Annotated in this window: 24 protein-coding genes; 15 read left to right on the top strand and 9 right to left on the bottom strand. The window is 67.9% G+C overall.

Annotated elements, in window-relative coordinates:
* Positions 1-502: 502 nt before the first annotated feature.
* From KA419_19365 to KA419_19340, 6 genes are all read left to right on the top strand, one after another.
* Positions 503-976, top strand: a complete 474-nt coding sequence (locus KA419_19365) for a hypothetical protein (GenBank protein ID MBP7868096.1) — start codon at positions 503-505, stop codon at positions 974-976.
* A 13-nt stretch (positions 977-989) separates the two neighbouring features.
* Complete coding sequence (locus KA419_19360) at positions 990-2,123, top strand: prepilin-type N-terminal cleavage/methylation domain-containing protein (GenBank protein ID MBP7868095.1); 1,134 nt, start codon at positions 990-992, stop codon at positions 2,121-2,123.
* A 33-nt stretch (positions 2,124-2,156) separates the two neighbouring features.
* Positions 2,157-2,786 (top strand): hypothetical protein, encoded by a 630-nt coding sequence (locus KA419_19355; GenBank protein ID MBP7868094.1) that lies wholly within the window; start codon positions 2,157-2,159, stop codon positions 2,784-2,786.
* A gap of 14 nt (positions 2,787-2,800) precedes the next feature.
* Complete coding sequence (locus tag KA419_19350) at positions 2,801-6,010, top strand: VWA domain-containing protein (protein ID MBP7868093.1); 3,210 nt, start codon at positions 2,801-2,803, stop codon at positions 6,008-6,010.
* Between the two features lie 54 nt (positions 6,011-6,064).
* The gene (locus tag KA419_19345; GenBank protein MBP7868092.1) at positions 6,065-6,700 is read left to right on the top strand and encodes a hypothetical protein; all 636 of its coding nucleotides are present in this window, start codon (positions 6,065-6,067) and stop codon (positions 6,698-6,700) included.
* Positions 6,701-6,896: 196 nt separating this feature from the next.
* Positions 6,897-8,189: a dicarboxylate/amino acid:cation symporter gene (locus tag KA419_19340; protein MBP7868091.1), complete on the top strand. Its 1,293-nt coding sequence runs from the start codon at positions 6,897-6,899 to the stop codon at positions 8,187-8,189.
* A 424-nt stretch (positions 8,190-8,613) separates the two neighbouring features.
* On the opposite strand, the gene KA419_19335 is transcribed toward KA419_19340, so the two are convergent.
* The 8 genes from KA419_19335 to KA419_19300 form a co-directional block, all read right to left on the bottom strand.
* Entirely contained in the window at positions 8,614-9,951 is a 1,338-nt protein-coding gene (locus KA419_19335) for a CCA tRNA nucleotidyltransferase (protein ID MBP7868090.1), read from the bottom strand.
* Entirely contained in the window at positions 9,941-10,669 is a 729-nt protein-coding gene (locus tag KA419_19330; GenBank protein MBP7868089.1) for a 1-acyl-sn-glycerol-3-phosphate acyltransferase, read from the bottom strand. The genes KA419_19335 and KA419_19330 overlap by 11 nt, the downstream gene beginning before the upstream one ends.
* 631 nt (positions 10,670-11,300) lie before the next feature.
* Positions 11,301-11,723: a flagellar export chaperone FliS gene (gene fliS / locus KA419_19325; GenBank protein MBP7868088.1), complete on the bottom strand. Its 423-nt coding sequence runs from the start codon at positions 11,721-11,723 to the stop codon at positions 11,301-11,303.
* 28 nt (positions 11,724-11,751) lie between these two features.
* On the bottom strand, positions 11,752-12,600 hold the full coding sequence (locus KA419_19320) for a hypothetical protein (GenBank protein ID MBP7868087.1): 849 nt from the start codon (positions 12,598-12,600) through the stop codon (positions 11,752-11,754).
* 168 nt (positions 12,601-12,768) lie between these two features.
* A complete protein-coding gene (locus KA419_19315) occupies positions 12,769-13,767 on the bottom strand; it encodes an ABC transporter permease (protein MBP7868086.1) in 999 nt (332 codons plus the stop codon).
* Positions 13,755-14,855, bottom strand: coding sequence for an ABC transporter permease (locus tag KA419_19310; protein MBP7868085.1), 1,101 nt, complete (start codon positions 14,853-14,855; stop codon positions 13,755-13,757). Before KA419_19310 ends, KA419_19315 begins: the two co-directional genes overlap by 13 nt.
* On the bottom strand, positions 14,848-16,308 hold the full coding sequence (locus KA419_19305) for an ATP-binding cassette domain-containing protein (GenBank protein MBP7868084.1): 1,461 nt from the start codon (positions 16,306-16,308) through the stop codon (positions 14,848-14,850). The genes KA419_19310 and KA419_19305 overlap by 8 nt, the downstream gene beginning before the upstream one ends.
* A gap of 2 nt (positions 16,309-16,310) precedes the next feature.
* Positions 16,311-17,531 carry a BMP family ABC transporter substrate-binding protein gene (locus tag KA419_19300; GenBank protein ID MBP7868083.1) on the bottom strand — a complete coding sequence of 407 codons (1,221 nt, stop codon included), beginning with the start codon at positions 17,529-17,531 and terminating at the stop codon, positions 16,311-16,313.
* A gap of 376 nt (positions 17,532-17,907) precedes the next feature.
* Between KA419_19300 and pyrF the strand changes: the two genes are divergently transcribed.
* Both pyrF and KA419_19290 read left to right on the top strand, forming a co-directional pair.
* Positions 17,908-18,639, top strand: coding sequence for an orotidine-5'-phosphate decarboxylase (pyrF, locus tag KA419_19295; protein ID MBP7868082.1), 732 nt, complete (start codon positions 17,908-17,910; stop codon positions 18,637-18,639).
* 21 nt (positions 18,640-18,660) lie between these two features.
* Entirely contained in the window at positions 18,661-19,605 is a 945-nt protein-coding gene (locus KA419_19290) for a tetratricopeptide repeat protein (protein ID MBP7868081.1), read from the top strand.
* A gap of 55 nt (positions 19,606-19,660) precedes the next feature.
* On the opposite strand, the gene KA419_19285 is transcribed toward KA419_19290, so the two are convergent.
* Positions 19,661-19,999: an STAS domain-containing protein gene (locus tag KA419_19285; protein ID MBP7868080.1), complete on the bottom strand. Its 339-nt coding sequence runs from the start codon at positions 19,997-19,999 to the stop codon at positions 19,661-19,663.
* 129 nt (positions 20,000-20,128) lie between these two features.
* On the opposite strand from KA419_19285, the gene rpsP reads away from it, so the two are divergent.
* The 7 genes from rpsP to KA419_19250 all read left to right on the top strand — a co-directional run.
* Positions 20,129-20,431 (top strand): 30S ribosomal protein S16, encoded by a 303-nt coding sequence (rpsP, locus tag KA419_19280; protein MBP7868079.1) that lies wholly within the window; start codon positions 20,129-20,131, stop codon positions 20,429-20,431.
* Positions 20,432-20,486: 55 nt separating this feature from the next.
* The gene (locus KA419_19275) at positions 20,487-20,717 is read left to right on the top strand and encodes a KH domain-containing protein (GenBank protein MBP7868078.1); all 231 of its coding nucleotides are present in this window, start codon (positions 20,487-20,489) and stop codon (positions 20,715-20,717) included.
* A gap of 1 nt (position 20,718) precedes the next feature.
* On the top strand, positions 20,719-21,249 hold the full coding sequence (gene rimM / locus KA419_19270; GenBank protein ID MBP7868077.1) for a 16S rRNA processing protein RimM: 531 nt from the start codon (positions 20,719-20,721) through the stop codon (positions 21,247-21,249).
* 1 nt (position 21,250) lies between these two features.
* A complete protein-coding gene (gene trmD / locus KA419_19265; protein ID MBP7868076.1) occupies positions 21,251-21,949 on the top strand; it encodes a tRNA (guanosine(37)-N1)-methyltransferase TrmD in 699 nt (232 codons plus the stop codon).
* A 9-nt stretch (positions 21,950-21,958) separates the two neighbouring features.
* A complete protein-coding gene (gene rplS / locus KA419_19260) occupies positions 21,959-22,309 on the top strand; it encodes a 50S ribosomal protein L19 (GenBank protein MBP7868075.1) in 351 nt (116 codons plus the stop codon).
* A gap of 112 nt (positions 22,310-22,421) precedes the next feature.
* The gene (locus KA419_19255; GenBank protein MBP7868074.1) at positions 22,422-23,060 is read left to right on the top strand and encodes a ribonuclease HII; all 639 of its coding nucleotides are present in this window, start codon (positions 22,422-22,424) and stop codon (positions 23,058-23,060) included.
* The coding region (locus KA419_19250) for a tetratricopeptide repeat protein (protein MBP7868073.1) at positions 23,047-24,965 on the top strand (1,919 nt) is incomplete at its 3' end. The genes KA419_19255 and KA419_19250, both read left to right, overlap by 14 nt.

Here is a 24,965-nt window from a genome sequence, read left to right as displayed (position 1 = left end):
GCCGCCTTCTGCCGCCCCCCGCCGCCCTCAGCCGCCACCCGCCGCCTTCTGCCGGCCCCCGCCGCCCGTTGTCACCTGCCCGCCATGGCCCGCCTCCACGCCCTGCTCGCGCGCCAAGCCCGCCTCTCCGCGCCCGCCATGAGCCCCTCTGCTAACCCGTTGGTTTGTCTGTTCTTTTGGTCCTTTTGGTCCTTTGGGTCCCTTCGTCCTTTCGCCGCTCCCCTTTTCCCCCTTCCGAAAGGCGCACGGCTTGCGTTGAGGCCGCGCCGCTCCGGCGGCCTGCGCGGCGCGGGCAAAGCGGCGCTCCGGCAGCCTTCGCGCCGCACTCCACGGGCGCACTCCCCGCCCCGGCAGCCTTCGCGGTAACAAAAAGTTACATCCCTTCCCGGCTCCCGGGGAAGGAGCCCGGGTTCAACCCCAGCAACGTCAGCATTTTTTCGAATCCGGGCTCTCAGGCATCGAATTTGCATACATCTTGTCGACTTCGCGCAAGGAGGCACAAATGAAAAGACCGGCGCGCAGGTTCAACCGAAAGGGTCTCTCCCTCATCACCGCCCTGGTCGCCATGGTGATCCTCTCCGTGGCCATGCTGGGCGTGGCGGACGTTTTCCTGCGGTCGCTCCGCAACAACGGCACCGCGGCGAGCGTCACCGGCCTGTCCCAGTTGTCCGGCCGTATCACCGAGATGATGATGCTCCTGCCCGACGACAGCCCGCTGCTGCAGCCGGGCACCATCGACCCGGAGACGCAGCTCGGGCTGACCACCTCCGGCCCCGGCATGCAGTACGACAAGGCGCTGTACAATGCCGTGGCCGTCGTGACCGACTCGGGGCTGACCAACCCCAGCGGGGGCAGCCTGCGGCTCGTCCGGGTCGAGGTCCGGGTGAAGTACACCACCACCTACGCCGCAACGCTCGGCGCCGACCCCAACATCGCGGGGGTGACGGTGGTCACCTTCCGGTACCGCAGCAACTGAGCAAGGAGGCACCATGAACACCACGACCCCGTCCCGACCCCGCCGCTCCTCCCGCGGGTTCTCCCTGGTGGAGGCCATCATCACCCTCCTCCTGGTCTCCATCATCATCGTCGCCGCCACGGCGGCCTTCGTGCAGAACCAGCGCGTCACCACGTCGGAGGTGCTCCGGGCCACCCTGCGGTCGAACCTGCGCTACGCCGTCAACGCGATGGCCGGCGACCTGCGCGCCATCGGGGCCTTCAGCAAGTGGTCCCAGATCTCGGCGGTGGGCGCCTACGCCTTCTCCATGCTGGAGTGCACCAACACCAACTGGACGCCCTTCGCCTCGGCGGGGTCCAACCTGGGGCAGTACACCGGCTACGACGCCGGCCTCCCCGACCGGGTCCGCATCGCCGACCCCGACATCATCAACGACGCCCGCCTCTACGCCGACTACAACCCGCCCTCCTCCCAGATCAAGTCCATCAAGCTGACCGGGGCCCAGTTCGAGGAGGGCGACCTGCTAATCATCACCGACGCGAACCTCGTGGGCAACCCGCTGGACCCCAATGCCGCCATCCACGCCGACCTGCTGGTCCCCACCACCATCCAGAACCCCACCACGGGAAACCCCTTCACCGAGATCACCATCAACCCGGGGAACACGAGCGGCGGCATCAACCCGCCCAACGGCCTGAGCTACCCGTACCCCTCCGGTTCCGTCCTGTACAAGATCCGGATCTGGGAGTACTTCATCGACGCGAGCCTGGCCGACGGCATCCCGCGGCTCTACCGGCGCGAGGTGCGCTCCGTCAACTCCTACCCCGAGCTGGTGGCCGAGTACGTGGAGGACCTCCAGGTCGCCCTCTGGCTCGACACCAACAACAACGGGGTCATGGAGGCCTCGGAGTGGATGAACAGCAACTTCCAGAACCTCATCGCCAACAAGAGCCAGCTGGCCTTTCTCCGGGGGATGCGGATCACCCTGGTGGGGCGAACCCCCATGGTCCCCGAGGCCATCGCGGGCCGCAACATCGGCGGGAGCATCTACTACCAGCGCCCCGCCATCGAGGACCGGGCCGCCGGCGTCGTCAGCGGCGCCCCGATGTACCGCGAGGTGTACCAGGAGATCGTCTACCTGCGCAACATGCGCCCCCCGCAGAGCTGACGCGGCGCGCAACGACCCCCAAGGAGGAAACCCATGTCGAACCGAATCCCGAAACCCAACCGGCGGGGCGTGGCCATGGTCATCGTGCTCCTCATCATCATGGCCCTCTCCCTGCTGGCTTCCGGAGTGATCCTCATCACCACCACGGAGGTCTTCGTCACCCGCAACGAGGCCTTCGGCCGCGAGGCCTTCCACACCGCCGAGGCGGGGCTGGCCCACGCCCAGCGGCTCCTGCGATCCCTCAGCAACAAGGACCAGATCACCGCCATGTACCAGGCGGCGGGGGGCCAGACCGGCGTCCCCATCTACCGTGGCGCGGTCCTCGGCTACAAGTTCACCAACCTCTCCCTCTCCAGCCCCGTGCACGTGATCGGCGTGCTGGACGCTTCGCACCGCTACGAACTCTACATCCAGAACAACGACCCCACCGAGGTGGACGGCACCGGCAAGCCGATCGAGGCGGACGGGATCTTCATGATCCGCAGCATCGGCTACGCGAACTACACCGGCGGGGGGTACAGCACCGGGGTGAACGCCCGGGCGATCCCCGCCTCGCGGCGCATCCTCGAGCAGGAGTTCATGGTGAAGATGCCCATGATGGACACCACCATCGACTCCTTCGGGGGCGGGTCGGGCAACATCAGTTCCCAGCGGACGTTTTAACCGAGGAGGCAACCATGAAGATCATCCGCTTCGTTTCGCTCTGCATCGCGCTGGCCGCCCTGGCCGCCCTGGCCCCCGCCCAGGACGGGCAGAACCAGCCCGTCTACGACCCGAACGACCCCGTCGGCCGGGTGCTCCCACCCAACCTCCACTTCCTGGTGGACACCTCGGGGTCCATGTCCTGCGCCCCCAACGGCGCCAGCGGCGGGCAGTGCTCCAATTTCGACCTGCTGGGCTGGAACTCCGCCTCCAAGATCTACATCACCAAGCGGGCCATCACGGGGCTGATGTCGCGCAACACCATCCGCGCCCGGTGGTCGCTGTGGATCTACTGCAACACCTCGTCCAACCGGGTGAGCTACCGCTCCATCGCGGGCAACTACAGAGCCTCCGGCAAACCCACCACCGCGCTCTACCAGACGACGTCCCCCGTCTACGACACCTGGGTCTTCGCCCGGAACAACTGTACCACCGGCACCAACCGCGACCGGATGCTCACCCCCATCTACCACGTCCCGGGGACCACCACCGCGGTGGACCCCGACCCCGAGCAGTGGTTCAAGTCCAGCGTGGACGCCGGCTACGACAACCGGCCGGACATCCGGAACTGGTGCGACCGGGTGTGGGCCCGCACCCCGCCGGCGGCCGTCACCTGCGGTAGCACGGGGACCCCTTTCCTGACCGAGTTCGACGCGTACGGCAACACCCCCATCGGCTACTCCATGCAGTCGATGCTCATGTACGTCATGGGGAAGAACCTCGGGGGCGGCAACCAGCTCCCCTACTGCTACAACATCGCCACCGACAGCATGTACTCCCTCAGCCCCACCGAGGCGCAGCTGGACCGCTACGCGGCGTGCCGCGAGAACGACATACTGCTCCTGACCGACGGGGTGAGCAACTGCGGGACCGGCCCCACCACCGCCGCGGCGACCCTCTGGAACACCCACAAGATGAAGACCTTCGTCGTCGGGTTCGGCATGCAGTCCGCCGGCGACAAGGCCACCCTCAACACCATCGCCGTGGCGGGCGGCACCAACCAGGCCTACTTCGCCGACAACGAGGCCCAGCTCCTCGAGGCCCTCATGAACGCCATCGGGCAGACGGGCACCGAGATCAGCGGCGACAGCGAGCCGATCCTCGGCTTCGTCCCGCCCAACGCCCGCACCTGGCCGGCCACCATGCCGGCCAACGTCAAGATGCAGAACGTGGTCTACAAGGCCGGGACGACTTTCGCCCCCACCTTCTCCGGTCACCTCCGGGCCTTCCAGGCCCTGACGGTGAACGCCTCCGACCCCAACAACAAGATCGACTTCCTCACCGACTTCTCCCGCAACTCCCCGTACAAGCTGTGGGACGCCGCCGACGTCCTCCTGGCCGACATCTCCGCGGACCCCGACGCGCGGAAGGTCTACTTCTCCGACGCCGGCAACAACGTGCTGGAGTTCACCACGCAGAAGCGGTCCCAGATCCGCTCGCTCACGGGCCTGAGCGCCCTGAGCAACACGGAGATGGACCAGTTCATCAACTACGTCCGGCGGATGCCCCTGGGCCCCATCACCTTCTGCACCCCGGTCTTCATCGGCCCGCCGAACCCCGACGCCTTCAGCACCGCCGAGTACCAGACCTGGGCCAAGAGCGAGACCCTGAAGAACCGCTGCCCCATGATCCTCATGGGGGCCAACGACGGGATGATCCACTGCTTCTCGGCGGTCACGGGCAAGGAGATCTGGGCGCTGATCCCCTACGCTTTCCTGAAGGGCGACGCCTCCACGACGCCCAAGCTCTACCGCGAACTCTACGGGAGCGGCAACTTCGCCAACCAGGGCCAGCCGGACGTCTACGGCGCCCGCATCTACAACCGGCGGCCCCACTACTACTACGTCGCGTCCCCCCTCAAGGCGGCCACGCTGCGGAAGAACCTGACCTCCAACCCCTGGCGGACCTACTGCATGTTCGGCCTGGGCGGCGGGGGCGAGGAGTACTACTGCCTCGACGTCACCAGCGCCATCGGCGCCACCGGGTCCCCTGACGCCTTCACCCCGCCCACCGTCGCCTGGCGTTTCAGCGGCTCCGTGTCCAAGCCCTGCGGCGAGACCTGGTCGGTCCCCGCCATCGGCCAGTTCGGGCCCCCCGTCGGCGGGTACCCCCACGGCCGCTGGATCGCCGCCGTCGGCTCCGGCTTCGACCTGAAGCCCCCGTCCGAGCCCGGCAAGGGCAAGACCCTCTGGTTCTTGGACCTGGACACGGGGGCCACCATCAAGCAGTGGGACCTCAACGACGGCTCCACCACCATCTTCGGCGCGGACGCCACCAAGCTGGTCTCCTCGGTGGCCAACTGCCTCTTCGCCCCCCCGGTCATGTTCGATTCGCCCTCCGACAATGACAGTTTCGTCGACTCCATCTACTTCGGCGATTACAAGGGGCACCTCTACAAGATCGACGTGGACGCCGCCAACCCCGCCAACTCCACCTTCGGCCTCTTCTTCACCAACAAGAACGGCACCCCCATCTACTGCAACCCCGACGTGGCCGAGTTCAGCGTCACCGGCGTCGGCAAGCGCACCCTCGTCACCTTCTCGGAGTACGGCGCCCCCGTCGACCTCGACGCGGCGCCGGTGGTCTACGCCAACCGCCTGCCGGGGGTCTACTACTGCCTGGTGGACGAGAACTGCGGGAGCGGCAACGTGCTGGCCGGCGACCTCGCCGTGTCCTCGGGGACCTCGTCCTCCTTCTCCCTGACGGGCACCGGCAAGGGCTTCTATTTCCAGATGCCCAGCGCCTCGGAAGGGGAGAGCACCTTCTTCCGGCCCACCGTCTTCGCCCAGCAGGTGGGGACCCAGGTGAAGTTCTGGATGGCCGGGACCTCCTACAAGTTCTTCCCCAACGCCACCCCCGGGATCACCTGCGACCCCGTCAACCACACGGTGGGCGGCGGCAAGTCGTCGGCCTACGTCCTCGACCTCTACAACGGCGCCTACTTCCCCAGCGGGCAGCCCACCGACCTGGGCATCGGCGGCGTCTTCTACGGGCGCGCCTCCGCCTTCCACAAGGGGGCCCGCGGCGAGGGCTGGGTGGACGTGGGGACCGGGGACATGAAGGGTTTCGGCTACTCGTCCACGTCCGGCGCCTTCAGCGAGTTCGGGGCGGGCAACCTGACCTACGACATGAACCCCACGCAGGCTGTCCAGGTCCTGAACCAGTACTGGCGCGAGCTGCACTGAGCCCGGGGCGGGCGGCCCCCGCCGCCCGCCTCCCTGATCACGAGAGGTTCGATCATGAAGCGTAAACGATGGGCACTGCCCCTCCTCCTGGTGACGGCCCTGTTCGCCGCACTGGGCGTCATCCGGTCCGGGGCGCAGGACAAGCCGCCCTCCCGGCCGGAAGCCACCCTGGACACGCGGGACCTGGTCCAGCGGATCGAGGTGGTGAAACAGCAGTCCGCCGCCGAGGCGGCAAAGAAGACGGAGACGTCCACTCCGGCGCCCGCGGAAACCGCGGCGGAGGGGCCCGCCCTCCTGGAGAAAACCCGGAACGCCATCCGGCCCTGGTTCAATCCCAACCTGGGCCCCGACGCCGACAAGGCGATGAAGGACATCGCCGAACTCTACGCCGCCTTCCGGGAGTCGGAGAAGAAGATCATCGCCCTCCGCGACCGCCTGTACACCCCCGCCCTCGAGGAGTACAACCGCGCGGGGACCGACGCGCAGCGGGCCGCCGCCCAGGCCCGGCTGGAGAAGGCCCAGGCGGAGTTCGACAAGGTCAGCCCCGAGGTCGAGACGCGCCGCACGGCCTTCGCCACGGCCCTGGACCTGGCGGGCAAAGCCGGGATCCTCTCGAGCCAGGGGAAGCAGGTGGTCGAGAACTTCGGCGACTCCATCCCCCGCAAACCGAAAGCGTTCAGCGGGTCCTGAGCGCCGCTCACCCCGCGAAGCCTCACCGGCGCCCCCGCGGGCGCCGGTTTTTTTTCGGGCGGCGCCCCGGGGGGCCGCGCCGGGGGAAAGGCGTTGTCCCGCCCGGGTTTTTCTGCTATCGTGAACCCGCGGGAGGCGTCGCGCCCCGCGAGACCCCTCGGCGAAACCCGGCGCCCCGTCGGGCCGACAGGAGCGGATGGGAAGGAAACCGCTGCACGTCCGGATTCTCTACGGCCTGGCCCTCGGCGCCCTGGCGGGGGTGGCCGCCAACCTCCTCGCCGCCCGGCTGCCGGGCGCCGCCGAGCGGGTCGACGCCCTGGTCCGCTACGTGACGGTGCCCGCGGGGCAGGTTTTCCTGCGCCTCCTCTTCATGACCGTGGTCCCCCTGGTCCTGTCCACCCTGGCGGTCGGGGTGGCCAAGCTCGGCGACACGAAGCGCATCGGCCGGATCGGCCTCAAGACCCTGCTCATCTTCCTGGGGACCACCGCCGCGGGGGTGGTCACGGGGCTGGTCCTGGTGAACCTGGTCCGCCCCGGGGACGGCTTCGACCCCGCCGTGCAGCAGCGGCTCCTGGACGAGTACCGGGGCACCCTGACGGAGACCGCGAAGGGGTTTTCGGCCCGGGACGCCACCGTGGGCGACCTGCTCGTCCGGATCATCCCCCGCAACCCCTTCGCCGCCATGGTGGAGGGCGACATGCTGGCGGTGATCTTCTTCGCCCTCGTGCTGGGGATCGCCCTCACCCGGGTGAAACCCGACAAGGCGCGCCCCGTCCTCTCCTTCCTGGAGAGCCTCTCGGAGGTCATGATCACCTTGGTGGGCTTCATCATGAAGCTCGCCCCGCTGGCGGTGCCCGCCCTGATCTTCAGCGTGACCGCCCGCTTCGGCCTCCCCGTTCTCCAGAAGCTCTCGGTCTACGTGGCGACGGTCTTCGCCGGCTACGTCCTCTTCCAGTTCGGGTTCTTCGGCCTGGTGGCCCGCTTCGGGGCCCGGGTGAGCCCCGTGCGCTTCTTCCGGAAGATCACCGTGGTGATGGTGACGGCCTTCTCCACCAGTTCCAGCAACGCCACGCTCCCCACCACCCTCAAGGTGACCGAGGAGGAGCTGGGCGTCTCGCCGGACCTCGCGGGTTTCGTCCTTCCCCTCGGCGCCACCCTCAACATGAACGGCACGGCCCTCTACGAGGGGGTGACCGTCCTCTTCCTGGCCCAGGTGTTCGGGATCACCCTCACCCTGGGCCAGCAGGCGCTGGTGGTGCTGCTGGCGGTCCTGATGGCCGTCGGCACGGCGGGGGTCCCGGGGGCCTCGCTCCCCATGATCATGATGGTGCTCTCCACCGTGGGCGTGCCCCCCGACGCGATCGCCATGATCCTCGGCGTGGACCGCCTCCTCGACATGGGCCGCACCGTCCTCAACGTGACGGGCGACATCACCGCCACGCTGTGGGTGGCGCGGATGGAAGGGCGGGAGGGGCGGCTGCCGGGATGACGGCAGTCTTTGAAAAAAGAGAATTGACGACCCCGCAAGAAGTCCTGTTTTGCCCGCGAATCACGCGAAAGAACGCGAATCAGAAATCAATAATCATTAGATATTATTCGTGTTATAAATTCGCGTAAATTCGTGTTATTCACGGGAAATCCCCCTTTCGCGACTTTTTGCGGGCGCCGGTCCTGATCCGGATCTCGCAAAAGCGCAAAGCACGCAGAGAAAAGCGGATCGCCAGGGATGCGGCCGAAGGGTCCGGAAGCTCGCCTCGTTGGGGGCCGCGCCGCTCCGGCGGCCTGCGCGGCGCGGGCAAAGCGGCGCTCCGGCGGCCTTCGCGCCGCACTCCGCAGACGCGGTCACCGCCCCGGCGGCCTGCGCGCCGCACTCCGCAGACGCGATCAGCGCCCCGTTTGCCGGCGCAGCGCGATCAGTGCAGGTGGCTCGCGCGCACGTGGTCCAGCGCTTCGTCGCGCGTGGTGAGACGCCCCTCGAGCTGGAGGTCCTCCAGTTCGGACAGGATCGCCTTGAAGCGCGGGCCCGGGGTCAGCCCCAGTGCGATCAGGTCGTCGCCCCCCAGGAGGGGCGGGGGGCGGAGCGCCTCGGCGCCCAGTTCGGCCAGGCGCTCGGCGCAGAAGGCGTGGTGGGAGAGGTCCCGGTGCGAGGCCAGGCAGTCGAGGCGGTGCAGTTCGAGGTGGGCCCCGAAATCGCTCATCCGGAGGAAGCGCTTGAGGGTGGACGGGCGCATCTGTTTCACGTGGATGAACCGGAGGTGTTCGCGGACGAGGGCCTCGACGGTCTCGGTCTCCGCCCGGCTGAACTTCAGCCGCTCCAGGATGCGCCGGGCCATCCGCGCGCCGGTCTCGGGGTGGCCGTCGAAGCGGATCCGGTCGGCGGCCTCGCGGTAGGTGGGCGGCTTCCCCACGTCGTGCAGGAGGATCCCCAGGGCCAGTTCCGTGGTGAGGGGGTAGACCGCGTGGTCGTACATCAGGCAGGTGTGGGTGAAGACGTCCCCCTCGGGGTGGAAGGCCTCGGGCTGATTCACCCCCGCCATGGCGGCGGCCTCGGGCAGGATCACCGCCAGGACCCCCGCTTCGAGGAAGAGGCGCAGGGCCCGCCCCGCGCCCGGCCGGGTGAGGGACTTGACCAGCTCGTCCCGGATGCGCTCCCGGGAGATCCGCGTGAGCGTGCCGGCCCGGTTCCGGATGGCGGACCAGGTGGCGGGGTCGATCCCGAAGTCGAGCCGCGCGGCGAACCGGATCGCCCGCAGGATCCGCAGGTGGTCCTCGGCGAAGCGGTCCTCCGGGTTGCCGATGGCGCGGATGACGCGGGCGCGGATGTCCGCGGCGCCGCCCACGAAATCGAGGAGCCGGTCTTCCAGCGGGTCGTAGAAGAGGCCGTTCAAGGTGAAGTCCCGGCGCGCCGCGTCTTCCTCGGGCGTGGTGTAGCTCACGCGGACGGGCCGGCGCCCGTCGAGGTAGGCGTCGTCGCTCCGGAAGGTGGCCACCTCGAAGGGGTGGCCGTCCTCGACGACGATGACCACCCCGAAGTTGACCCCCACGGCGGCGTGCCGGGGGAAGAGCCGCATCACCGCGTCGGGCGGGGCGGCGGTGGCGATGTCGATGTCCGCCTCGTGCGCCCGCCCCATGAGGGCGTCCCGCACGACGCCCCCGGCCAGGAGCGCGGCGTAGCCGTTGTCCCGGAGCCGGCGGACGATGCGCACCGCCGTCTCGTAACGGGGGGAGTCGATCCGGAGTTCAGCGGGCATCGGGTGCCCCCGAAGCCCGTCGGAAGGTCTCCTCGATGCGCCGGCGCATCTCGTCCATCAGCCGGTCGGCGTCCCGGGAGGACGCCCCCGCCGCGTCGAGGGGCTCGCCCACGGCGAGGGAGACCTTCCCGGACCGCAGGTCGGAGGACCCCTTGGGGAGGACCTGCCGGCTCCCGGCGATGGCGACGGGCACGAGGAGGGCGCCCGAGAAGGTCCCCAGGAGGAAGCCGCCCTTCTTGAACTCCTGCAGGTGACCGTCCTCGCTGCGGGTCCCCTCGGGGAACACCAGCACCGAGACCCCGCCCCGGATTTTCTCGGCGGCGTCCCGCAGGCTGCGGACGGCCTTCCGGGGGTCCTCGCGGTGGATGGGGATGTGGCGGCAACGGCGGAGGTACCACCCCAGGAAGGGGATCCGGAAGAGGGACTCCTTGGCGAGGAAGCGGAACGGGATCGGGAGCGCGGTGAGCAGGATGGGGATGTCCATGTTGCTCTGGTGGTTGCTCATGAGGATGCAGGGGCGGTCCGCCGGGAGCCTCCCGAGCCCCTCCGCCCGCCACCGGACCCCGGAGACCCGCAGGATGAAACGGGCCCACAACCGCGCGCAGCCGTGCTGGAGCCTCCCTTTTCCGGAGAGGAGGGTCGAGAGCACGGCCAGGGTGGACATGACGACGGTCATGAGGGCGATGGCGGGGATCGCCCAGTATTTGCGAAGGCTCATGGCGTCTCCTCGAACACGGCGGCCCCGGGGCCGCAAAAAGACACTATAGCCTACGGGGGGAGGTTCCGCAAGCGCGGGGCGGCCGTCGCTCCCGAACTCCGTCAGGAGTTCAATCTGTGTAACAGCTCTTTCATTGCCGGTGTCCTGACCCGGATAATCCGGGAAAAAACCACGGATGAACACGGATGGACACGGATGGACACGGATGTACCGGATCATTCGGACACTCCAGAATATAAAGCAGGCGGTCTCAAGCTCTCGCAAAGGCGCAAAGACGCCAAGCCTCGCAAAGCCGGAAGCGGAAAAGGGGGATTCCTTTGCGAGGCTTTGCGTCCGGACGTCTTTGCGAGAGACCGGATACGTCGATTCCGGACCCGGATCGGCACAAGCGGGGCATTTTAGCCCCGGGGCATGCCGGACGACGCTGCCGGGATTCCCTCCTCCGTCCCCGCATCGGGTTTCCCCGCTCTGAAAGCGGTGGGAGCCCAACGTCGATCTCAAATCTTGCTAATTTGCCAAAGATCTTACTTCGAAGGGACTACGCTTTTTCCGGGACTTCGCCCGGTAAAAGTGGCCTGGGAAGGCAACCGGAAACGACAACATGTTGGTAAGAACGCAGCCGCGAAAGTGCCTAATAGCGCTTTTCCGCGGCCGGCGGGTCCGGGGGAAGGGCGCCGGGGGCGGCGTTGCCGGCGCGGGAGAGGCGGGACCAGGCGTCGAGGAGGTTCCGGACCAGCGCGAGGACCTCGTCCACGATCTCGACGGAATTCCGGAGGTTGGCCTCCATCAAGCGCTTCTGGCAGTAGTCGTAGAGCCCCGCGAGGTGCAGGGCGACCTCCCCCCCCTTCTCCAGGTTGAGGCAGAACTGGAGTTCGGCCATGAACCGGCTCGCCCGGTTCAGCGCGTTGGTCTTCTTCTCGACCTGGAAGGCCTGCATGGCGATGCGGCCTTCCACCAGGAAGTGGATGATCCCTTCGTAGACGATGACCACCATCTCGAGCGGCGTGGCGGTCCGGAGCCTGCTTTCCATGTGTTCGCGAGCGGTGCCGTTCATGGGTCCCCCCGGCAAGGTTGCGCCCATTTCAGGGCCGGTTTTCGGGTAGCACGCTTCGCGGCCACTGGAACAGGACCAGGGTTTCCGCCATCTTCAGGTTGGCCTGGGCGGCCGTGGAAAGACCGGGGTGCCCCGTCATGAGCCGGACGGCTTCCGCCGCGGTCTTCCTCGCGGAGGCCGGGTCGCCGACCGCGGGGACTTCCGCGGCCTTCTCGGCGGACTGGGCCAGGAGGACCTCCTGGGAGGCGCCCAGGCAGGCGATGAACCGGGCGGCTTTGGCGCGGTGGCGGTTGATGGCGGCCAGGGCCCCGTCGAGGTTCTCCAGTTCGACGGGGGCGTCGGCCAGGTCGAAGATCCCGGCGCTGAGCCCCATGTCCGCGGGGGAGAGGAACCACCGCGTGGTGTCCACCGAGATGGCCCGGGAGTGGGGCGCATCGCCGATGTTGACCCGGAGGACCGTTCCGAAGACGTCGATGCCGTTGTAGAGGGTGTTGCTCTCGAAGCGGCCGATCTCGTGCCGGATCCGGGCGTACTCCAGGTTGACCACGGGCAGGTGGGAGACGTCCCCCGTGGTGAGGGCCTCCCGGAGCAGATCGATGGCCCGCTGGAGGACCCGGGTGATCCGGGCCATGGCGTCGTCCGCCGTCTGCAGGTAACCGATGCCGTCGGCGATGTTGCGGCACACCTGGTTGGTGGACAGGATTTTCGAACGCTCCCCGCTCCGCTCCGGCAGGGTGGACTGTCCCGGGCGCCGGTGCGACCCGACGGACCCGACGGGGGAGATGCGGTCCAGGAGTTCCCCGCGGTGGTTCTCGTCGGGGGCACAGTCCCGACGGGACGTGAACCCGGTCAGGTTGTTGAGGCTGCTGAAAGACATGGCCTTCCCCCCGCTCCCTGCCCGCACGTGACATCGTCGAGGAAATTATCGGTCAATCCGGCCGAAACGCCAAGTAAAAAGTTCCGCCGAAACGGGCGGAAATCGAAGTCGGCGGGGAAGGGGCCCGGCGGGGGGACGCCGGGGTGAAACCCGGTCCGGGCGGGGGGGCTACTCCGGCCGGAAGGATCGCCCCAGGCCGGCGGGGGGCTGCCAGTGCGTGAGTCGCCCGAGGCGGCGGCAGAGGCGGCGGGCGGGCCCCGGGAGGCGCCGGGAAAACCGGAGGAGGGCCTCCGAACCCGCGAGGTTCACCAGCACCATCATGCCGATCATGAGCGGGAAGGGGATCACGGAGAACACCTGGGAGGGGAAACCGGACAGGGAGGGCTGCAGGGCGATCCCCAGCCACTGCACGAAGGCGAACACCCAGGCCCCGGCCAGGGCGCGGACGGGGTGCCAGCCCCCGAAGACCGTCAGCGCCAGGGCGATCCAGCCGATGCCGTCGAGCCCGGAGAGGGGGCCCTTCCAGCCGGGCTTGAGGGAGAGGGCGTAAACGGGGCCCGCCAGGCCGGCCAGGGCCCCGCCCGCCAGGGCCGCGAGCAGGCGGACCCGGCGGACGCCGATCCCCCGCGCGTGGGCCGCCCGCGGGTTTTCGCCGACACAGCGGACCGCCAGGCCGGGCCGGGTGTGGAGCAGCCAGCCTGAAACCAGGAGGATCAGCCCGTACCCGGCGTAGGTCGCCAGGTCGTGGCTGAAGAGGAGGGGGCCGACCACGGGGAGCTCGCACAGCCCCGGCACGGGCCACCCCGGCACCTGCGGCCCGGTCTGGCCCAGCAGGGGCGCCCCGACGAAGTAGGCGACGTCCTTGAAGAGGAAGGTGAGCACGCAGCCGGCCGCCAGCGGGGACCGGCGGAGGAAATCCCCGAGCCACGCGGCCAGCGCGCCCGAGGCGGCCCCCACCAGCGCCCCGGCCAGGAATCCGGCGGCGAGGCTGCCGGTGGCCCGGGCCGCGGCGAAGGCGGTGAACGCCGAGAGGATCACGGTCCCGTTCAGGGAGAGGTTCACCACCCCGGCCCGCTCGCCGACCGTTTCCCCGACGGCGGCGAGCGCCACCGGGACGGCCTGGGCCGTGGCTGCCGCCAGCCCGTCGAGCAGGTTCAGGGCGTCCATACGGCGCCTCCCGGCTCGGGGGTGCGCTCCGCCCGGCGCTGCCGTATCCCCACGCCGGCCATGACGGTGAGGACCACGGCCCCGGTGAGCACGCCGGCGAAGGTGGAGTCCAGCTGGAAAACGATGGGGAGCCGAACGGCGCCCACGTTGGCGGCCGCGAAGAAGAAGGCGGCCCCGAGCGCGGGGAGGGGGCGGTAGGCGGCGAGGATCGCCACCAGGAGGCCCTGGTAGCCGTACCCGCCCGAGATGGCGGGGATCAGCTTGTGGTGGACCACGGTCACCTGGAGGGCCCCCAGCAGGCCCCCCGCGGCCCCGCAGAGCGCCAGGGACGCCTGGAGGTGGAACGCGCTGTCCAGCCCGAGGCGGTCCGCGGCCCGGGCGTTGATCCCGACGGCCCGGAGCCGGAGGCCGAACCGCGTCCGGTACAGGAGGACCAGGGCGAGGGTGAACACCACGGCCCCGAAGGCCAGGGTCCAGGGGCTCAGGCCGGTCCCGGGGAACGTCGGGAGGGAGAAGGCGTCCGGGAACGGTTCCGTCCCGCTCATGGAGCCGATCCCCGGCCGTTTCCAGGGCCCGAAGACCAGCCAGACCGCCAGGGCCATGGCGATGAAATTCAGGCCGAGGCCACCGAAGATCTCGTGCACCTTCGCGGCGGTCTTGAGCACGCCCGCCAGGGCGGCCCAGAAGGCCCCGCCCAGGACCCCCGCCGCGAGGGCGGAGGCCACGACGACCCCGGGGGGGGACCCGGCGGCGTCCAGCGCGCGCATGACGCCCACGGCGGCGATGGCCCCCATGCAGATCTGCCCCTCCATCCCGATGTTCCACAGGCGTCCCGCGAAGGCGATCAACAGGCCGCCGACCGCGATCAGGACGGCGACCCAGGCGTGAAGGGTCAGGCAGAGGCCGGTGAAGGACCCGAAGGCGCCGTCGAGGATTTCCAGGAAAACCTCCGAGGGGTCGACGCCCTCGAGGAAGAGGAGCAGGGCCGCCAGGCCGAGGGCGCACGCCGCCGTGACCCCCCCGGTGAGGAGCGCGGCGGCGGCCTTCCGGGGGAGGGCCGGGAGGGGGTTCGGCGTCGCTTCACTCACCGGCGCCCCCCATCATCCGCCCCAGCTGCCCGACCGAGAGGGACGCGGCCGGGAAAGGCCCCCGCACGGCGCCCGCGAAGAAGACCAGGACCTGGTGCGAAAACCCCAGGACCTCGTCCAGGTCCGCGGAACTGAAGAGGATGGCGGCCCCCTTCGCGGCCCGGTCCGACAGGTGCCGCCGGACCTGGGCGGCGGCCTCCAGGTCCAGGCCCCGGGTGGGGTGCTCGAGGCAGAGGAGCCGGGCTTTTTCCGGCAGCATGGCCAGGAGCAGCTTCTGCTGGTTCCCCCCGGAGAGGGCCACGGCGTCCGTGCCCGGCTGCCCGCGGATCCCGAACCGCTCGATCGCCGCCCGGGCGTCGTCGTCCCCGGCGGTTGGCCGCCGGAAAAACGCGGCCCGCGGGGTCGCGAGGGCGAGGTGCTCGGCGACGGTCATCCCGGGGAAGATCCCCTCGTCGAGCCGGGCGGCCGGGCAGAACACCGCCCGGGCGCGCAGGGAGCGGGGCGGCGAGGGCCGGAAACCGCTCCCGTCGTGGACCTCGACGGTGCCGGCGCTCGCGGGGAGGAGCCCGGCGCAGGCCCGCAGGAAAAGGCCCTGGCCGCTCCCGTCCATTCCGGCGAGACCGGTGATGGACCCCTCCGCGAGGTCGAGGTCCACGGGTCCGGCCCTCAGGCGGCCCCCGTCGAGGGTCAGGCCCCGCAGGCGAAGGAGGGGCGGGCCCGACCGGGGGGGCGTCGACTCGGCGGGGAAGGCGTCCCGGCCGAACATGAGGCGCACCAGGGTCGCCGTGTCGAAGGGCGGGTCGAGCACGCCCTGGAGGGCCCCGTCCCGGAGCACGGCGATCCTGTCGCACAAGTCCTGGACTTCCTTGAGCTTGTGTGAAACGAGGAGGACGGTGACCCCCCGGGCCGACAGGGACCTCACCGCGCGCGCCAGCGCTTCGCCCTGGGCGGCGCTGATCCCGGTGGTGGGTTCGTCGAGGATCAGCACCCGGACGCCGGTGCGGAGGAGGCGCAGGATTTCCAGTTGCTGGCGTTCGCCCACCGTGAGGTCCCCGACGGGGACGCCGGGGTCCAGGTCGAAACCGAGGTCGGCGGCCGACCGGCGAAGCTCGGCCCGGGCTGTCTTCTGGCGGAGGAAAAAACCTGTCCCCGGTCCGGCCAGGTAGTTCTCGAGGACGGTCTGGGGCGGGAAGTCCAGGGGGTCCTGGTGGAGCATGCCGACCCCGGCCGACAGGGCGGCCGCGGGGGAGCCCGGCGTGACCCTGCGGCCGTCCAGCCGGACCTCGCCCGCGTCGGGCCGGACGAAACCCGACAGGACCTTCCCCAGCGTGCTCTTCCCGGCGCCGTTCTCGCCGAGGACCCCGAGGACGGTCCCCGGCGCGGCCGTGAGGGTGATGTCGCGGTTCGCCCGCACGGGGCCCCAGCTTTTCGTGATGTTCAGGACCTCGAGCATGGTCACTTGCCGGGCACGCTCTGTCCTTCCATCCCCTCCAGGAGGAGCGGCAGGTACCAGACCTGCAGGTCGGTGGCGGTCTGCCCCTCCCCGAGGAACACGGAGCCGTCCTGGAAGCGCAGCGGGCCGGTCCACAGGTTCAGCCCGCCGGCCAGTTCCCGGGTGAAGGCGTCCAGCTTCGCGCCCACGTCCGCGCTCAGGGCGGGGCCGCGTTTGAGCCCCACCGGCGAGGTGTCCGGGTTGTTGAGGTCGTTGTAGTCCGGGGCCTGCCACACCCAGCCGGCCTTCCAGCGGTTCCCCCGGATGGCCTGGACCTGGCGGAGGATTTCGGGGCCCCAGTTCATGTAGATGGATCCCAGGCAGACGTCGGGGGCTTCCGCGCCGGCGTTTTCGTATCCGTAGGTGAACGCGCGGCACGGGTTCTCCGGCATCGACTTCCGGGCGGCCGTCACCAGGTTCTCGGTGGTGTCGAGGCCCGTGATGACCACGTCGTAGCCCTCCTTGAAGAAGTGCTCCGAGACCTGGGTGGGGTCCTCCGTCTCGCCGGGCTTGAAGAACCAGAACCCGATCCAGTTGACCTTGAACTTCAGGTCCCGGGGGTCTCTGCCCAGGACCTTCGTCCAGGCGTGGCGGGCGCCGAGGTAGGCGGCCACCGCCAGGCGCCGGGTCTCGTCGTTGATGAGGGGGCCCAGGTAGCCGATTTTACCGGTCCGCGACGCCAGGGCGGCGGCGAATCCCGCCATCATCTTGACCGCCTCGATCCGCGGCATGAAGTTGGCCAGGCTGGGGATGTCCCGGTAGTTCTTCCCCTCCTTCCACGCGGTGTCGCCGGACGCGTGCAGGACGGGGATCTCGGGGTGGCGCCGGGCGAAGAGCAGGGCCTCGTCCTTCATGTCGTCGGAGTTGAAGACGATGAATTTCGCGCCTTTGGCGACGAGTTCTTCGGCCAGTTGGGAGGTGGTGATGCCGGGGCGGTCCGCCGGGTTCACCTTGTCGACGTAGAGCATCCGGGTCCCGGGGAGCCGGCTTTCCACGTACTTGCCCGCCGCGTGGAACCCTTCGCTCCACCCCTTGTCGTTGCAGGGGCCCACGAGGAGCATCCCGAACACGAACTCCCCGGGTTTGCCCGCGGCGTTTCCGGGGTCTTTCCGGGCGCACCCGGAGAGCAGGGCCAGGCAGGCCGCCAGGAAGAGGATTGACGTCAGGTGAGGGCGTTTGATCATGTTGTCGCCTCGCTGTGGAAGATTGATATCCCCGCAAAAGTCAATATTACCCGCGAATCACGCGAATGAACGCGAATCAGAAATCAATCATCATAAGGAATCATTCGTGTCATATATTCGCGCATATTGGCGTTATTCGCGGGAAATCTCCCTTGCGCGACGTTTTGCGGGGATGTCAGGTTCGACCCGGTCATGGGGGGATTATACCGGCCTCCGGCGACGAATGCAAACCCTCCGCGGCGGCGGGGCGACGCCGGTCCCCGGGCCGATCGCCCCGAAAAGGTGGAATCGGCGACTGAATTCGTGTAAGATCACCCGTCCGAAACGAAAGCTTGCACCGGGAGGCATCGGGATGGCACAGATGATGGAAGGAGACATCCGGCGGCGCCTGATCGTCGCGTTGGACGTGGACTCCGCGGACCGGGCGATGACGCTCGTGGAGCAGACCCGTGACAGTGTGGGCTGCTTCAAGATCGGTCTGCAGCTCTTCATCCAGGAGGGCCCCGCCATCGTGGCCCGGGTGAAGGAGGCGGGCGCCGACGTGTTCCTGGACCTGAAGCTCCACGACATCCCCAACACCATCTCCGCCGCGGCCCGGAGCGTGGCCGACCTCGGCGCGGCCCTGTTCACCGTCCACTGCGCCAACGGCGGTCGCGGGCTCTCCGCCTGCGTCCGGTCCCTGGCGGAGCACTGCGGGGAGCGCGGCATCCCCGTGCCCCGGATGCTGGGGGTCACGATCCTGACCAGCCTGTCGGAGGCGGACGTCCACGGTCTGGGCTTTTCCCGGGACGTGCGCGGCCAGGTCGACCTTCTCGCGGAGGGCGCGTACCAGGCCGGGCTGCGGGGCCTGGTGGCCTCGCCGCTCGAGGCCTTCGAGCTGAAGAAGAAGTTCCCCGACGTGTACCTGGTGACCCCGGGGATCCGGCCCGCCGGGGCGGATTCCGGCGACCAGTCCCGGGTCACGACGCCGTCCGACGCCATCCAGGCGGGGGCGGACGCCCTGGTGGTGGGGCGGCCCATCACGGGCGCCGCGGAGCCGGCGCAGGCCGCCGCCCGCATCCTGGCGGAGATGGTGGAAGCCTTCGGCTCCATGGCGCGGACGCCCTGAGGGGCGGGGAGGAGCGGCCCGATGCGACGCCTTTTCCTGATGATCCTGCTGGCCGCCCTGGTCTGGGGGTGCGAGTGCCGGGGGGACTACAACGCCGCCCTGGCGCTGTACCGGGAGGGGAAGTACGGGGAAGCTCTCCGGCAGCTCCAGCCGGACATCCAGCGGAACCCGGAGTGGGACGGCGGCCACCTGCTCGCCGGGCTCTGCTTCCTCCGGCTCGAGGATTACGCCACGGCCCTGACGGCGCTGGAGCGGGCCCTGGCGCTCAAGTGCGAGGAGGGCGTCGCCTGGCTCGGCGCCGCGGAGGCCTGCTACCGCCTGGGGAGATACGACCAGGCCCTGCGGTTTCTCGACGGCTCGGAGGGCCGGCTGTCGACCGACGACGACCGGACGGCCTGCCGCCGGCTGAAGGGGTGGATCCACTTCCAGGAAGGGCGGTTCGGCGATGCCCGGAAGGAGCTGGAGCCCGTCGCCCGGGGTGGCCGGCCGACGACCCAGGACCTGGAGTACCTCGGCCTGAGCCTGGTGAAGCTCGGGCGGATCGACGAGGCCCTCCCCTACCTCAAGACGGCGCAGGAGTCACCCTCCGCGACGCAGGCGAAAGCCTTCCTGGCGATGCTCAGCGAAGAGGCGGCGGCGACCGCCCTCCGGGAAAAGCGGTACGCCGAGGCCCGCGACGCCTACGAGGCCATCTGCCGGAACTTCCCCACCTACGGGGGGGCGCACTTCAACCTGGCGCTGGCCGAGATCGGGCTCAAGCGGTGGGCGGCCGCCGAGCGCCTGATGGAGGGGCTGGAACTTCAGTTCGGGGATTCCTACCGCTACTGGTACTACCGGGGGCACGTGGCGGAGCGGCTCAAAAAATACAACGACGCCCACCGATTCTATCGGAGGGCGTCGGAGAAAGAGCAAACCGTCGAAGTCCGGGAAGCCCTGGAGCGTGTCTGGGCCCGTCAGAAACCCTGAGGGCCGGCGTTGCCGGACCCCGTGGCACGGCCGACGCCGGCGGGTTCGAACGTCGTCACTTGAAGCTGGCGACCGCCTCTTCCACGGACCCGTAGTACTCGAACACGGTCACGAGCTTGGTGATGGCCAGCAGGTCCACGATCTTGTTGGTCAGGTTGGCGAGCTTCAGCCGGCCCCCGGCCTTCTGGACGGTGGTGTAGCTGCTGATCAGTTCGCCGAGGCCGGAACTGTCGATATATGGAACATCGGCAAGATCGAGGACAATCTCCTTGGTCCCGGCATTGACCTTCTCCTGGATCTTCTTCTTGATGGCGACGTTGCCCTCGCCCATCAGGATCTTTCCGCGGATCTGGAGCACCAGCACCGAGCCGACTTGATTTTCGCTGATCTGCATGCAATCCTCCTTCGCAGATATTTTTTGCAAAGAGGAAAATACCACACCGGCCGCGGAGGTGTCAAACGCAATTTCATCTCCCCGTTCCTGATTTTTCGGCGAAAAACCCCTTGCTTTTCCGGCGGCACTATGGTTAGATGGCAGGCCGATATTTTTTTACGGAGGTCGTCCTTGTTAGCTATCCGATTGACCAGAAAGGGATCTAAGAAAAATCCCTTCTACCGTGTGGTGGTGATTGAAAAATCGAATGCCCGTGACGGGCGGTTCCTCGAGATCGTCGGTCACTACAATCCCAAGCCTGAGAAGGCCGAATACACCCTGGACATGGAGCGGGTTCAGTACTGGATGAGCCAGGGCGCTCAGCCCAGCGACACCGTCCGTCACCTGGTGGAGAAACAGCGGAAGTCTGCCGCGGCCGTTCCGGCCGAGTAAACGTCATCGCGGGCGGTTGACCCGGGTAAACAGCGGAATACGACAGGAGGAAGCCATGAAAGAGTTGTTGGAAATGATTGCGAAAGTTCTCGTGGACAATCCCGATCAGGTTAACGTGACCGAGGTGGAAGGCGAGCAGACGACGGTACTGGAACTCCGGGTCGCCCAGGTGGACCTGGGCAAGGTCATCGGAAAGCAGGGGCGCACGGCACGGGCCGTCCGGACCATCCTCGGGGCGGCCGGGATGAAGCTGCACAAGCGGTTCGTACTGGAGATTCTGGAGTAAGGTGGAACGAGGAAACGAGACCCTGGTTCACGTGGGAACCATCATCAAGCCGCATGGGATCAAGGGCGAAGTCACCGTCATCCCGCACTGCGACGCCCCGGGGGTTTTCGAGCCCGGTCAGCGGGTGCGGCTGGGGGAAGGCGAGGGGGCGGAGGATCGGGAGATCCGTTCCTGCCGGCCTCACCAGGATCACCTGATCCTGCTTTTCGCGGGGGTCCCCGACCGCAACGCCGCCGAGGGCCTTCGCAACGTCGAGCTGTTCTTTGAGAAAAGCCGGTTGGGGGAACCCGATGCCGGGGAGTTCTATCATTTCGAGATCATCGGCGCCCGGGTCGTGGACGCCGGGGGAAACCCGGTCGGCCGCGTCAAGGCCGTCCTGGAAAACCCCGGGGCCGATCAACTGGAAATCGAAACCGCCGGCGGGGATTTCCTGCTTCCCTTCGTCGACCGCTTCGTGCGGGAGGTCCGGCGGGAGGCGGAGACGGTGGTGGTGATCGATCATTTCGAGGGTCTCCGGACGCTGAACCGCTGAAATGATCGTCGACATTCTCACCATCTTCCCCGAAATGTTCGAGCGCGTCTTCGCGTTCGGCATCGTCGGCCAGGCCCTCAAGGCCGGGTTGATCCGCGTGAACCTCGTCAACCCGAGGGACTTCACCACCGACGCCCACCGGACGGTCGACGACCGGCCCTTCGGGGGAGGCGAGGGGATGGTTTTCAAGCCGGAGCCCCTCACCGCAGCGGTCCGGTCCCTCCCGTCGGACGGGGAGCGGCCCTGGGTGGTCTGCCTGAGCCCGCAGGGGCGCCGGGTCGATCAGGCCAAGGTCCGCCAGCTGGCGCTGAAGCCGCGGTTGGCCCTGGTCTGCGGACGGTACGAGGGGATCGACCAGCGCTTCGTCGATGCCTGCGTGGACGAGGAGATCTCGGCGGCGGACATCGTCCTGAGCGGGGGGGAGATTCCCGCGATGATGCTGGTGGACGCCATGACCCGGCTGATCCCCGGGGCCGTGGGTCACCCGGACTCCGTGGTGAACGAGTCCTTCGAGAACGGGTTGCTGGATTGCCCCGTCTACACCCGCCCCGCGGATTTCGAGGGTGCGCGGGTGCCGGAGGTCCTTCTGTCCGGCAACCACAAGCGCATCGCCGCGTGGAGAGAGCGGATGGCCCTGGAGAACACCCGGAAGAAGCGGCCCGATTTGTTGGATGAAATGGGAAAAAATATAAAACGTTGAGGTTATACCATGCAGAAGCTAGATTTTATCGATGAGGAATTCCTTCGGGGCGACCTCCCCGATTTCCGGATCGGCGACACCGTCCGGGTTCACGTGAAGATCCCGGAAGGCGACAAGTTCCGAATCCAGGTCTTCGAGGGCGTCGTCATCTCCCGGAAGCACGGGGGCGTCCGTGAGACCTTCACCGTGCGCAAGGTCTCGTTCGGGTACGGCGTCGAGCGGACGTTCCCGGTCCACACCCCGACCATCGACCGCATCGAGATCATCCGGTCCGCCCGGGTGCGGCGGGCCAAACTTTACTACCTGAGAGAATTGCGCGGGAAAGCATCCCGCCTCAAGGAAGTTCACCGCGAGCGGTGAATTCCCCCTTCACCCCCTTCCAACCCGGACGCGTTCCGGGTTTTTTTTTAATAATTTTCTTTGAGTTGGCCCGAAAAAGTGTTGTAATATATGCGGGTGTGGAAAGAATCAGATGCACTCGCTGTTTGACTATCAGTGGAAGTTCCCGGCCGATGACGATTTCTACCGCGAGGGTCATCGTCTCGTGGCGGGAGTGGACGAGGTGGGCAGGGGAGCCCTTGCCGGCCCCGTGGTGACGGCAGCGGTGATCCTGGACCCCGGCCGGCCGGTCGAAGGGATCCGGGACTCCAAGCAGCTCACCCCTTCCCGGAGAGAAGTACTCGCGGCGGAGATCGTCCTGAGGGCGACGGCGTGGAGCGTGGACTTCGCCGGCAACGAGGAGGTTGACCGGTTGAACGTCCTGGAAGCCACGCGCTGTTCTATGACAAGAGCCGTCGGGAATTGCCCCGTGCGACCGGACGTGGTCCTGGTCGACGCGGTGAGGCTCGAAGGCTTGTCCATGCCCTCGTTCAGCATGGTCCGGGGCGACGAGCTGTCGCTGAACGTGGCGGCGGCCTCCATCGTCGCCAAAGTGACCCGGGACCGCTGGATGACGGAGGTCGCGTCGCAGTACCCGGGGTACGGTTTCGAGGTGCACAAGGGATACGGGACGGCCCGGCACCTGGCGGCCCTCAAGCGCCTGGGGCCCTGCCCGCTGCACCGCAGAACATTCAGGCCGGTGGCAGGAATGGCATGTTATGGTAGCCGTTAACAAAGAGAAGATCATCAAGAACGCGCAGTTCTTCGTCGGGAAGGGGCAGCTCGACCGGGCCGTCAACGAGTACAAGAAACTCCTTGAACAGGACCCCCGCGACGCCATCCTTCTCAACACCATCGGCGACCTCTGCCTCAGCATCAACAGGACCGCGGACGCCGTCGAGTACTTCAAGCGGGCGGCCCAGAAGTTCATCGACGAGTCCTTCTGGGGGCGGGGGCTCGCCATCTACCGGAAGATCGTCCGGGCCGACCCGAAGAACATGGAACACGCCGAGATCCTGGCCGACCTCTTCATGAAGGAGGGGATCCAGTCCGAGGCCAAGAAACTCTACGCCGAGATCGGCCGGTCCTACCTGCAGTCGGAGAGTTACCCGAGAGCCTACCAGGTCTTCAAGAAGCTCGGGGACCTCACCATGGACGACCCCGCCATCCACGTCAAGCTGGCGGGGCTGAGCATCCAGCTGGGGTTGATGGAAAACGCCCGGGACTCTTACCAGACCGCGGCGACCATCCTCAGCAAGCAGGGGGATTTCGCCCAGGCCCAGGGGGCCATCAAGCAGGCCCTCGAAATCGATCCCTTCCACATGAACGCCCTGAAGCTCCTGTTCAAGATCGCCCTGGAGCTTCACGATTTCGCCATCCTCAGCCAGTTCCTGGAAAAGGCGCTGCAGAACGACCCGGGCAACGCGGCGGTCAAGGAGATGCTGGGTCAGAGCAGCATGTTCCAGGGGAACCTGGCCCGGGCCCGGGCCCTCTTCGACGACCTCTTCCGGGCCGACGACTCCAAGTACATGCTGCTCTGCGACCTCGCCGAGGCCGCGGTCCGGATGCGGAATCTCGACATGGCCGTCGAGATCTTCGACCGGGTGGTCGTCAAGCTGCTCAGCCGGCGCGAGAACACGCGGATCGCGGAGTTCTTCCGGGTCGTCCTGGAGCAGAACCCCAAGCACGTGGGCGCCCTGGAACGCCTCGCCGACTTCTACCTGAAGATCTCCGACAACTACAACTACATCGTCACCCTCGAGAAGCTGGTCTACGTGGAGATCGAGCGGCAGGACAACCCGAAGGCCCTCGCCACGCTCGAGACCCTCCTCAACTACGAGCCCAAGAACGACAAGTTCCAGAAGCTCCACAAGCAGGTCTTCCAGCGCCTGTTCCCCGACGAGCCCTACACGCCCATCGGGGCCCACGAGGAGGAGGAACTCGAGCTGCCCGGGACGTCGGTGTTCGAGATGGATACGGCCGAGTTGTCGTCCGGGAAGGCTTTTGCCGGGAAGCGAGAGTCGGACGCCATCATCGAGATCGAGCTGCTCATGAGCTACGGCCTCCGGGAGAAGGCCAAGAACAAGCTCCTGGAGAAGATAAAGGCCGACCCCGGGGACTTCGTCTTCCGGGAGAAGCTCAAGGACCTCTACAAGGACGAGGGAAACCTGCGGGCGGCCGCCTCGGTCTGCTTCGACCTGGTGAATGTCTTCACCCTCAGCGGGGAGCACGAGAAAGCCGCCGCCTGCGAGGAGGAGGGGCGCAGCCTCGATCCCTCCCGGCGCGAAATGGACCTTCCCACGGGGCTCCTCTCCGGGAAGCTGAACATCCCCAGCGACTCCGAGTTGTCCCAGACCAGCATGGACCTGATGGACCTCGACGAGGAGTCCATCGACCTTTCGGAAGACCTCTCGGATATTCTCGGAAACGAGGAACTGGAAACCGACATCGCCGTTCCCCGCCGGTCGGAACCGACCACCGAGCGGAAACTGGGCGGGAAGACGGGCCAGGGGATCGGCCAGGCCGAGGACGATCTCCAGATCCTGGAGTATTTTTCCTCCGAGACCTCCGAGATCAAGGGACAGGCGTCGAGAGCGGCGGCCCCGGCGCGGCCGGGCGCCCCCCCGGTGATGAAACC

This window comes from Acidobacteriota bacterium (assembly GCA_018001935.1).
In the GTDB taxonomy this organism is placed as follows: Bacteria; Acidobacteriota; JAAYUB01; order JAAYUB01; family JAAYUB01; genus JAGNHB01.
This window is presented reverse-complemented; position numbering and strand designations above follow the sequence as displayed.